Origin of the sequence: Enterobacteriaceae endosymbiont of Donacia provostii, from assembly GCF_012570145.1 — a bacterium.
In the GTDB taxonomy this organism is placed as follows: domain Bacteria; phylum Pseudomonadota; class Gammaproteobacteria; order Enterobacterales; family Enterobacteriaceae.
Map to the genome: position 1 here is coordinate 119,365 of NZ_CP046206.1, position 12,674 is coordinate 132,038.

The window sequence follows — 12,674 nt, forward strand, 5'->3', positions numbered from 1 at the left end:
TTTTTTATAATATATTAATTGCATTTAACTCTTTAAATGTTCTTTCTAATCGTTTTTTCATAGAAATTTGTGATGCTCTAATCCATGATCTTGGATCATAGTATTTTTTATTAGGTTTGTTTAAACCTTCAGGATTACCTAATTGTTTTTGTAAATAAAGTTTATTTTTTTTATAAAAATTTAATACACCTTTCCATGTTGCCCATTGAGTATCTGTATCAATATTCATTTTAACAACACCATATTTAATAGATTCTCTAATTTCTTTTATTGAAGATCCAGAACCTCCATGGAATACAAAATTTATAGGGTTTTTGTTAAGATGATGTTTATTACTAATAAATTTCTGTGAGTTTTTTAAAATTTTAGGTAATAGTTGAACGTTACCTGTTTTATATACTCCATGTACGTTACCAAAAGAAGCAGCAATAATAAATTGTGAACTAATTAATTTTAATTTTTCATATGCATAATTTACATCATAAGGATCTGTATATAATAATCTTCTATTTAAATGACTATTATCAATACCATCTTCTTCTCCTCCTGTACATCCTAATTCAATTTCTAATGTCATTTTCATTTTTGACATTCTTTTAAAGTAAGAACTACATATTTTAATATTATTTTCAATTGATTCTTTTGATAAATCTATCATATGTGATGAAAATAAAGATTTTTTATGTCTTAAATAATATTTTTCATTTTCATCTAATAGATCATTAATCCAAAATAACTTATTTTTAGGACAATGATCAGTATGTAAAATTACTGGTATTCCATAATGTTTAGCAATGTTATGAACATGTTTAGCTCCAGAAATCGCACCTACTACTGAAGCTAATCTAGGATTAATAATTTGTAATTTTTTCCCAGCAATAAAAGTAGATCCTGTATTTGAAAATTGAATAATTACTGGAGATTTCATTTTTACTGCAGTTTCTAAAACAGTATTAATAGAATCAGTACCTATACAGTTAATAGCTGGTATAGCAAAATTATTTTCTTTAGCTATTTTAAATATAGTTTGTACATCATAACCAACAACTACACCAGGTTTTACATAATTTAAAATTTTAGACATAATATATACTTTATATTTTATAATTTTCTAATAAAATTTTATAATTTTAACTATAATATTAATATGTTATGAAATATTTTCTAATAAAGAAGTAACAGGTAATTGATTATTTTCAATATATTTTAAAAAAGATCCTCCACCTGTAGAAATATAAGAAATTTTATCAAAAACATTAAATAATTCTAACGCAGCTAAAGTATCTCCACCACCTACAATAGAAAAAGAATTACTATTAATAATAGCATTAATAATACTTTCAGTACCTTTTCTAAAATTTTTTATCTCAAATACACCTACTGGACCATTCCATAAAATAGTTCTAGCTTTTTTAATTTTATTTTGAATTATATTTATAGTTTTTTTTCCTATATCAAGAATTTTTTCATTTTTTCTAATATTATTAATTTCTCTAATTTTTATTAAAGAATTATTTGTCATATTTGTACTAACAATAGAATCAACTGGGATAATTATATTTTTATATTTTTCCATTATTTCTTTAGCTAATAAAATTGCATTAGGTTCATATAAAGATTTACCAATATTATGATTTAATGAAATTAATGTATTAGCTATACCACCTCCTACAATAACTGTATCTGATATTTTAGATAATTTTTTTAAAATTCTAAATTTAGTTGATATTTTAGATCCACCAATAATAGAAATTATTGGTTTTAAAGGATTTTTTAAAAATTTTTTTAAATTTTTTATTTCATTTATTAATAATAAACCAGCACAAGATTTTTTAGCGTATTTAATTATCCCATAAGTAGAAGAATGAATACGATGAGCAGTTGCAAATGCATCCATAACAAATATATCACATAAAGATGCATATTTTTGAGATAAAATATCATTATTACTTTTTTCACCAATATTAAAGCGAACATTTTCTAAAAGAATAATTTCATCATTTTTAAATTTTATACCATCCAAATAATTTTTTTTTAAAATAACTTTATAATTTAAAATTTTACTTAAATATATACTTATTTTTTTAAGAGATAATAAATGATTATATTGTCCTTCAACAGGATTTCCTAAATGAGATGATATAATAATTTTACAATTTTGATTTAATGCATACCTAATAGTAGGTAATGATAATTTAATTCTAATATCAGATATTATATTTCCTTTTGAATCTATTGGTACATTTAAATCAGATCTAATTAATATTATTTTATTTTTAATATTTACATTTAAAATATTTAACATAAATTTTATCCTTATTTCATTTTAAATTTATTCATTATATAATTTTAAAATTTTTTTAATTTTTAAAAAAATTTTTTCAACAGTAAATCCAAATTTATTAAATAATTTTTTTCCATCAGCAGAATATCCAAAAGTATTGATACCAATAACTCTACCATTTGATCCTACATATTTATACCAAAAATCTGTAGATCCTGCTTCAATAGCTATTTTATATTTTATATTATTAGGTAATACATAATTTTGATATTTTTTACTTTGTTGATCAAAAATATCGGTAGAAGGCATAGATACAACTCTAACTTTATATTTTAAATTAGATAATTTTTTATATACTTGTATAGCTAAATGTACTTCTGAACCAGTAGCTATTAATATAATTTGAGGATTTTTATCCTTACAATCTTGTAAAATATATCCTCCATTGGCTATATATGATATAGTTTTATTTTTTCTACTTTGCATGGGTAATATTTGTCTTGATAAAATTAAAATAGTTGGTTTTTTTATATTATCTATACCTACTTTCCAAGCAATAGCTGTTTCAACTTTATCACATGGGCGCCAAATATTTGTATTTGGTATTAATCTTAAACTAGATAATTGTTCTATTGGTTGATGTGTTGGTCCATCTTCTCCTAATCCTATAGAATCATGAGTATAAATCATTATATTTCTAATTTTCATTAATGCAGCCATTCTTATGGCATTACGACAATAATCTGAAAAAACTAAAAAAGTAGATGTATAAGTAATAAATCCATTATATAATGAAATTCCATTAGATATCGCAGTCATACCAAATTCTCTTACTCCATAATGAATATAATTACCATCTCTAAATTTATTAATTGGTTTAGAATTATTTACAATAGTTAAATTACTACTAGATAAATCTGCAGAACCACCTAATAATTCTGGTAATAATACCGAATATTTTTGTAAAATATGTTGTGATGCTTCTCTTGTTGAGAGAGATAAAAAATTATTATTTAATTGTAAAATATATTTATTGACTTTTTCATTCCAATTATTAGGTAAAATTTTATTTATTCTTCTTTCAAATTCTTTTGCTAATATTGGAAATTTCGAACAATATTGTTTATATATTTTTTTCCATCTTTTTTCTTTTATATAACCTATTTGTTTAGCATTCCATGCTTTATAAATATGTGAAGGAATATAAAAAGGTTTATAATCCCATTTTAAAAATTTTCTTGTTAGTAAAATTTCTTTTTCACCTAATGGTGATCCATGTGAAATATTTTTATTTGATTTATTAGGAGAACCAAAAGCAATAATTGTGTTACAAATTAATAATGATGGTTTATTATTTATATCTGATTTAGCTAATTTAATAGCTTTTTCTATACTTTTATAATCATGTCCATCTATATTAGATATAACATTCCAACCATAAGATTCAAATCTTTGATGTGTATTATCATTAAACCATCCTTTAATATTACCATCTATAGATATTTTATTATTATCATATAATACTATTAATTTTTTTAATTTTAATGTACCAGCTAGAGAACAAACTTCATGAGAAATACCTTCCATTAAACATCCATCACCAACAAATACATAAGTATAATGATTAATAATATTATAATTTGGTCTATTAAATTGTGCAGATAATGTTTTTTCCGCAATTGCTATTCCTACAGCATTTGCTAATCCTTGTCCTAAAGGACCTGTACTTGCTTCAATTCCAGGAGTACATCCAAATTCAGGATGTCCAGGAGTTTTAGAATATAATGTACGAAAATTTTTTAAATCATCAATAGATAAATCGTATCCAGTTAAATGTAATAAACTATAAAGTAACATTACACAATGTCCATTAGATAGTATAAATCTATCTCGATTTATCCATAGAGGATTATTAGGATTATGATTTAGAAATTTACGCCAAAGTACTTCAGCTATATCTGCCATACCCATAGGAGCTCCAGGATGTCCTGAATTAGCATTTTCTATAGAATCTATACTTAAAAATCTAATAGCATTAACTATATCTTTTCTAGAAGTCATAATATATATAATTCCTAAATTTAAAATATTTTATAAAAAATTCTTTATATAAAGAAATATATACGTAAAATGTTTTAAAATCTATTCATTATAATTTTAAAATTTTTAATTAATTAAAAATTTTAATTTTATATATATTTATTTTAAAAAAAATATATACTAAAATAATTAAATATATTTATAGGATATAAGATTAATGACAGAATATTTATTTACTTCAGAATCTGTATCAGAAGGACATCCTGATAAAATTGCAGATCAAATTTCTGATGCAATATTAGATAATATTCTTAAACAAGATATTTATGCACGTGTAGCATGTGAAACATATATTAAAAATAATATGGTATTAATTGGAGGTGAAATAACTACTACAGCTAATATTAATATTGAAAAAATAGTAAGAAAAACTATAAAAGAAATTGGATATAATAATTCTATTAATAAATTTAATGCTGATACATGTACAATATTAAATATTATTAGTAAACAATCAGAAGATATTAATAATGGTATAACATCTCATTTAAATGAGTATAATCAAGGAGCTGGAGATCAAGGGTTAGTATTTGGATATGCTAATAATGAAACTAATGTTTTTATGCCAGCTCCTATTCTTTATGCACATAAATTAATGTATCAACAAGCACAAATTAGGAAGAAAAAAATTCTATCATGGTTAGAACCAGATGCAAAAAGTCAAATTACATTTAAATATAAAAATAATAAAATTATAAATATAGATTCAGTTGTTTTATCTACGCAAATTTCTAAAGAAATATCTTCTAAAAAATTAGAAGAAGCTATTATGGAAGAAATTATTAAACCAGTTTTACCAAAAAAATGGATTAATAAACAAACTAAATTTTTTATTAATCCTTGTGGTCGTTTTTTAATAGGAGGACCATTTGGAGATTGTGGTTTAACAGGGAGAAAAATTATTGTTGATACTTATGGAGGTATGGCTAGACATGGTGGAGGATCTTTTTCAGGTAAAGATCCATCTAAAATAGATAGATCTGCAGCGTATGTAGCACGTTATTTAGCAAAAAATATAGTTGCATCTAAATTAGCTTCACATTGTGAAATACAAATAGCATATATTATTGGTATTGCTAAACCAATTTCTATTATGGTAAATACTTTTGGTACTAGTAAAGTTTCTGATAAAAATATTATGTTATTTATTAAAGAAAATTTTGATTTAAGACCTTTTAATTTAATTAAAATGTTAAATCTTTTAAAACCTATATATAAAAAAACTGCATCATATGGACATTTTGGAAGAAATATTTTTACATGGGAACAAACAAATAAAATAAATAAATTTAAAAATTTTTTTAATATTAAATAAAAATAAATTTTATTTAATATTTTATAAATATAAAAATTTAAATCTTTTGTAATCCTATAACTGTTTCATTAGGTTTAGTTTTAATTATAGTAACGCCCTGAGTATTACGTCCTATAATACCAATTTCAGATATATTAATACGTATTAATGTACCTAAATTAGTTATGATAACAATTTGATCATTTTTTTTAACTTTTAAAGCTCCTACTAATAAGCCATTTCTTTTATTAATTATCATAGATAAAATTCCTTTAGTATATCTATTTCTTATAGGAAATAATTTATTATTTGTACATTTGCCATATCCATTTTCTGTTATAGTAAATATATTATCACTAGATAATTTTTTTATAATAATTAATGAAACAACAAAATCACTTTTTTGTTTTAAAATATTAATTCCTTTTACTCCTATTGTATTTCTTCCCATAGATCTTAATTTTGTTTCACAAAATTTTACTACCTTCCCTTTAGAAGTAAATAACATAATTTTATCTTCTATATCTAAAATAGAAGTACTAATTAAAGTATCATTATTTTTTAATTTTATTGCTATAATACCATTAGATCTAGGACGACTAAATTTTTGTAAATTAGTTTTTTTTACTATTCCTTTTTTGGTTACCATAATTAAATTAGAAGTATTTTTATATTTGTTTACTATAATTAAATTAGTAATTTTTTCTTTTTTTTGTAATGTAATTAAATTAATAATTGGTTTTCCTAAAGAAAATCTACTAGATTGAGGAATGTTATATACTTTTAACCAATATACTTTACCTATACTAGAAAAACATAAAATATTATCATGAGTATCAGCTACTAAAATTTTATAAATAAAATCATTTTCTTTTAATTTAGTAGTTAATTTACCTTTACCTCCTCTATGTTGTAAACGATATTCATTTATTTTATGATATTTAATATATCCATAATAAGATAAAGTAATAATAACTTTTTCATGAACAATTAAATCTTTTATATCTATAATATGTGCATTTTTATTTAGAATAATTTCAGTTTTTCTTTTATCTCCAAATTCATTTTTAATCATAACTAATTCATTATATATTACTTTCATTAAATATTTATAATCATTAATAATTTTAAATAATTTAGAAATTTTATATATCAAATTTTGATACTCTATACATAATTTTTTATGTTCTAATGTTGTTAGTTTATTTAATTTTAAATCTAAAATAGCTTTTATTTGATTATTACTAAAATGATAACTTTGATTAAATTTAACTAAATTAGAATTATTTAAATAACTATTTAAGATTTTTTGTTCTTTTAATAAAAATAATTGTGATATATCTGGTATTTTCCAAGATTTAATACAAATTTTATTTTTAATTGTTTCTGATATTTTAGAAGAACGTATAATTTTTATTATTTCTTCTATATTTAATAATGCAACTATTAATCCTTCTAAAATATGTGCTTTATTACGGTCTTTACTAATTTGATAATTTGTTCTTCTAATTACTATTTCACGACGATGAGAAATAAATGCTTTAATAATACTTTTTAAAGACATTAAAACAGGTTCGCCCCTATATAAGGAAACCATATTTATACTAAAAGTAGTTTGTAAAGGTGTTAATGTATATAAATTATTTAAAATAATTTTAGTTGAAATATCTTTTTTTATTTTAATTAAAATTCTAATTCCATCTTTATCTGATTCATCTCTTAAAGTTTTAATACCATGAATTTTTTTTTCTTTTATTAATAAAGCTATTTTTTTAATTAATTTAGCTTTATTTACTTGATAAGGTAATTCATAAATTATAATAGTTTTATAATTTTTTTTTTGATTTTTAATAATTTTTGTACGTCCTCTAAGAAAAATTTTACCTTTACCTGTAGAGTAAGCATTTTGAATACCATTAATACCATAAATAATACCTGATGTTGGAAAATCTGGACCTGTAATATAATTCATTAACTCTTTTGTAGAAATTTTATTATCATTAATATATGCTAAACATCCATTAATTACTTCTGTAATATTATGTGGAGGTATATTAGTTGTCATACCTACAGCTATTCCTGATGATCCATTTATTAATAAATTAGGTATTTTTGTAGGCATTATTTCAGGAATTTTTTCTGTTCCATCATAATTAAATAAATAATTTACTGTATTTTTTTCTAAATCATTAATAATTTCTTGTGATATTTTAGACATTTTAATTTCTGTATAACGCATAGCAGCAGCAGAATCTCCATCAATAGATCCAAAATTTCCTTGTCCTTTAATTAATGGATATCTTAATGAAAATGATTGTACTAATCTTACAATTGTATCATATACTGCATTATCACCATGAGGATGATATTTACCTATAACATCTCCTACTATTCTAGCCGATTTTTTATAAGATTTATTCCATGTATTACCTAATATATACATAGCGTATAATATACGTCTATGTACCGGTTTTAATCCATCTCTTACATCAGGTAAAGCTCTACCAACTATAACTGACATTGCATAATCTAAATAAGAATTTTTTAATTCTTCTTCAATATTAATCAATTTTATTTCTTTAGCAAAAGAATTCATGTAAATAAATATCCTTTAAACTTTAATTAAATTAATTTTAATAAAAAAATAAGAAAATTTATATTTAATGTTTTAATTTATTAAAAATTAGTTTAAAATATTATAATGTTCTAGTTGTTTAATTTTTTTTTTTGCTTGATTAATAACTTCTTTAGGAATTCCTGCTAAAGATGCCACAAATAAACCATAATTTTTATTTATTGAACCATTTTTAATTTTATATAAAAAAACAATAGAATTATTTAATTCTACTGCATCAAAATATATATTTTTTATACATTTATTAGTATTTTTTAAATTAGTTAGTTCAATATAATTAGTTGCAAATAAAGTAAGTGACTTAATCTTTTTAGCCATATTTTCTGCACAAGACCATGCAATTGCTAATCCATCATATGTTGATGTTCCTCTACCTATTTCATCCATTAAAACTAAACTTTTATTTGTTGCGTTTCTTAAAATATTAGCTGTTTCGATCATTTCTACCATAAATGTAGATAATCCAGAAGAAATATCGTCTGTTGATCCTATTCTAGTAAATATTCTATCTATTGGTCCTATAATAGCTTTATCAGCTGGAATATAACTTCCTATATAAGTCATTAAAATAATTAATGCAATTTGCCTCATATACGTACTTTTTCCCCCCATATTTGGGCCTGTTATTATTAACATATGATTTTTTTTTGTTAAAGATATATTATTAGGTATAAATGGTAATTCACTAATATTTTCTACAATAGGATGTCTTGAATTAATTAAAGATATTCCTATTTTATCATCAATAATAGGACAGTTATAATTTAAAGTTAAAGAACGTTCAGCTAAATTACATAATACATCTAATTCTGATAAATATAATGATAACTGTTGTAAATTTTTTAAAAAAAGATTTATATAATCAAATAATTTATTATATAATTTTTTTTCTAAAGTTAAAATTTTTTCTTTAGAATACAAGATGTTTTTTTGATATTCTTGTAATTCAGGTATTGTATATCTATTAAAATTTTTTAAAGTTTGAATCTGAATATATTTCTTTGGTATATTTAATTTATAATTTTTACTAATTTGAATATAATATCCATGTATTGTATTAAATCCTATTTTTAATTTTTTAAATTTTAATAAATTACGTTCATTTTCTTCTAAAGAAGATAAATATTTTTTAGAATCTTTAGAAAATTTTCTTAGTTTATCCAATGAAGAATTATATCCAGTAGCTATTACATTACCTTCTTTTAAAGAAATTGAAGGATTTTTTTTTATAGATTTTATTAAAAAATTTTTTAATTTAGAAAATAATCCTAAATTTAAAAATTTTAATTTTATTTCACAATTATTTATAATTTTTAATATTTTATGAATTTTTGGTAAATAAATTAATGTTTTTCTTAAAGAAACTAAATCATTTGGTTTAGCAGATTTTAATGATAATCGGGCAATAATTCTTTCAATATCATTAATTTTTAATAAATTTTTTTTAAATTTTAAATAATATTTTTGTAATACGGAAATATTTTTTTGTCTATTTTTAATAATTTTAATGTTTCTGATTGGATTATTTAACCAACGTTTTAATAAACGACTACCCATACTAGTAACAGTATGATCTAATACTTTTATTAAAGTATTACTATTACCAGAAATACTATTAATAATTTCTAGATTTTTACGAGTATTTTCATCCATAATAATTTCATTATTATGATGTTCTAAAAAAATATTATTGATATGGGGTAAATATACTTTTTGAGTATCTTGAACATATTTAAGTAAACAACCTGCTGTTCTAATTGCTAAAAGTGAATTTTCCATATCAAAAACTTTTAAATTTTTAGTCCCAAATTGCATATTTAATTTTTTTCGAGATATATCTATATCAAATTCCCATAATGGTCTACATTGAATAAATTTTATTTTTTTTATTAAATTCATATTATGAAAATTTTCTGGATATAATAATTCTGTTGGATTTGTTCTTTGTAATTCTCCAGAAATTATATTAATATCCTGATTTTCTATAACTCTAAAATCACCAGAACTAATATTTAATGTTGCATAACCAAATCCTAATTTTACATCATAATAAATAGCAGCTAATAAATTATCGACATAATTTTTTAATAAAATATCATCACTTACTGTTCCAGGAGTAATTACACGAACAACTTTTCTATCTAAAATTTTTTTTTTATATAATGAATTTTTTTGTTCTATTTGTTCACAAATTGCTATTGATTCTCCTAATTTAACTAATTTAGATAAATAATTTTCAACTTTATTTACTGGTATACCTGCCATTGGTATGGGTTTTCCATATATTTTTCCCCTTTTAGTTAATACAATATTTAATAATTTAGATGCTTTTTCAGCATCTTGAAAAAACATTTCATAAAAATCTCCTAATCTATAAAATAGAAGAATACTAGGATATTTTTTTTTAATTTTTAAATACTGTTTTATCATAGGTGTCATATTTTGTATTTATATTTTTCTCAAGTATAATAATTGTTAGTTTTAATATACTAATAAAAATTTTTTATATAAAAATCTCAAATATATTTTTTTATAAAAATTATTATTTATCATCATCACTACTACTAATAGTACGTAATATAACAAAAAATAAATTAATAAAATCTAAATATAACATAAGAGCACCTAAAATAGCGTATCTTCTTAAATTATCTTTATCATGTTCATTTAAACTAATTTTTTTTGCAATATTTTTAAGTTTTTGAGTATCATAAGCTATAATTAATGTAAAAAAAATTACACCAAGATAATTTACTACAGATTCTACAAAACTATTCTGTAACCATAAATTTATAAAAGAAGCAAATAATATTCCTATAATTCCCATAATAATTATACTACCTAGATGGCTTAAATCTTTTTTAGTAATAAAACCCCAAATACACATAGATAAAAACGTTAAAGATGTAGTCATAAATGCAGTAAAAATAGCATTTTGATTATATATAGAAAATATTCCTGCTGTTGTAAATCCTGTTAAACAAGAATAAAACATAAATAAAGTAGTAAGTGTTTTACCAGATAATTGATTTATAAAATTAGAAATAGTAAAAACTAATATAAATTGTATAAAACAAATACTTAATAAAAAATATTTATTATTTAATAAATAATTTGTAATTTGTATAGTATTAGATACATACCAAGCAACAAATGAAGTTAACAATAAACCACAAAACATCCAACCATATACTTTTCTAAAGTATTTTTTTATATAATAATTTTTTTCTTTTTTTAATAAAGTAGTACTTTTAAAATTTGGATATTCTATCATAAATATTACCTTTAAAATTTAACCAAATTATTTAAATAAATATTAATTTATATTAAAAATATTTCAATTATAAATTATTATATTATAATATATAATATATTAATTATACAGTATTTAATTTAATTAAATGTCATATAATGGTTCATATTCCAGTTTTATTAAAAGAATCTATTAAAAGTTTAAACATTAAACATAATGGAACATATATAGATGCTACTTATGGTTGTGGAGGACATACAAAATTAATTTTATCTAAATTAAGTAAATATGGGAAAATTTATGCTATAGATCGTGATATAAAAACATTATCAAAATATAAAATTTTAGATAAAAGAATTACTTATATTAATGATAATTTTTCTAATTTAAAATATTTTTTAAAAAATAAAATAGGTAAAATAGATGGTATTTTATTTGATTTAGGTATTTCATCTTTTCAACTCGAAAATCCTGAAAGAGGTTTTTCTTATATGTATAATGGACCATTAGACATGCGTATAAATCAAAATGAAAAAGTGACTGCTTATAATTTATTAAATAATATAAATGTGAAAAAATTATCATATATATTGAAAACATATGGTGAAGAAAAATATCATAAAAAAATAGCATTTTATATTAAAAAATATATTTTAAAAAAAAAACTAAATAGTACACATGATTTATCAAATTTAATTTGTTCTATTATTAATAAAAAAAATAAATTTAAACATCCAGCAAAAAGATCTTTTCAAGCTATAAGAATTTTTTTAAATCAAGAAATAAAAGAATTAAAAAAAGCATTAAATATTTCATTAAAATTATTAAAATTAGGAGGAATTATATCAATTATTAGTTTTCATTCTATAGAAGATAGAATTATAAAATTATTTATGAGAAAAAATAGTTCTTACCAAAATAAAATTAATAGTAAATTACCTTTAACAGAAAAACAAATAAATAATTTTTGTCAAAAAAAATTGCAATTAAAAATTATTGGTAAAATTTTTCCTAAAAAAAATGAAATTTTAAAAAATTCAAGATCTAGAAGTGCAATATTACGTATTGCACAAAAAATATAAAAAATAACAATTTTGAGATAAGTTTA

At 20.8% G+C, this 12,674-nt stretch carries 8 protein-coding genes; 2 read left to right on the forward strand and 6 right to left on the reverse strand.

Annotation, left to right across the window (positions count from 1 at the left end; translation table 11 throughout):
* Positions 1 to 4 precede the first annotated feature (4 nt).
* From fbaA to tkt, 3 genes are all read right to left on the reverse strand, one after another.
* Positions 5 to 1,084 (reverse strand): class II fructose-bisphosphate aldolase, encoded by a 1,080-nt coding sequence (gene fbaA, locus GJT93_RS00640; RefSeq protein WP_168821697.1) that lies wholly within the window; start codon positions 1,082 to 1,084, stop codon positions 5 to 7.
* 66 nt (positions 1,085 to 1,150) lie between these two features.
* A complete protein-coding gene (locus GJT93_RS00645) occupies positions 1,151 to 2,305 on the reverse strand; it encodes a phosphoglycerate kinase (RefSeq protein ID WP_168821698.1) in 1,155 nt (384 codons plus the stop codon).
* A 27-nt stretch (positions 2,306 to 2,332) separates the two neighbouring features.
* Positions 2,333 to 4,345, reverse strand: coding sequence for a transketolase (gene tkt / locus GJT93_RS00650; protein ID WP_168821699.1), 2,013 nt, complete (start codon positions 4,343 to 4,345; stop codon positions 2,333 to 2,335).
* A 196-nt stretch (positions 4,346 to 4,541) separates the two neighbouring features.
* Here tkt and metK point away from each other — a divergent pair, with 196 nt between their 5' ends.
* Positions 4,542 to 5,699, forward strand: a complete 1,158-nt coding sequence (gene metK, locus GJT93_RS00655) for a methionine adenosyltransferase (RefSeq protein ID WP_168821700.1) — start codon at positions 4,542 to 4,544, stop codon at positions 5,697 to 5,699.
* 37 nt (positions 5,700 to 5,736) lie between these two features.
* Here the strand turns inward: metK and gyrA are convergent, their stop codons facing one another.
* The 3 genes from gyrA to GJT93_RS00670 all read right to left on the reverse strand — a co-directional run bounded on the left by gyrA (position 5,737) and on the right by GJT93_RS00670 (position 11,587).
* Complete coding sequence (gyrA, locus tag GJT93_RS00660; RefSeq protein ID WP_168821701.1) at positions 5,737 to 8,274, reverse strand: DNA gyrase subunit A; 2,538 nt, start codon at positions 8,272 to 8,274, stop codon at positions 5,737 to 5,739.
* An 87-nt stretch (positions 8,275 to 8,361) separates the two neighbouring features.
* Entirely contained in the window at positions 8,362 to 10,752 is a 2,391-nt protein-coding gene (gene mutS / locus GJT93_RS00665; protein WP_168821702.1) for a DNA mismatch repair protein MutS, read from the reverse strand.
* 103 nt (positions 10,753 to 10,855) lie between these two features.
* The gene (locus GJT93_RS00670; RefSeq protein ID WP_168821703.1) at positions 10,856 to 11,587 is read right to left on the reverse strand and encodes a Bax inhibitor-1/YccA family protein; all 732 of its coding nucleotides are present in this window, start codon (positions 11,585 to 11,587) and stop codon (positions 10,856 to 10,858) included.
* A gap of 137 nt (positions 11,588 to 11,724) precedes the next feature.
* Between GJT93_RS00670 and rsmH the strand changes: the two genes are divergently transcribed.
* The gene (rsmH, locus tag GJT93_RS00675; RefSeq protein ID WP_168821704.1) at positions 11,725 to 12,648 is read left to right on the forward strand and encodes a 16S rRNA (cytosine(1402)-N(4))-methyltransferase RsmH; all 924 of its coding nucleotides are present in this window, start codon (positions 11,725 to 11,727) and stop codon (positions 12,646 to 12,648) included.
* Positions 12,649 to 12,674 lie beyond the last annotated feature (26 nt).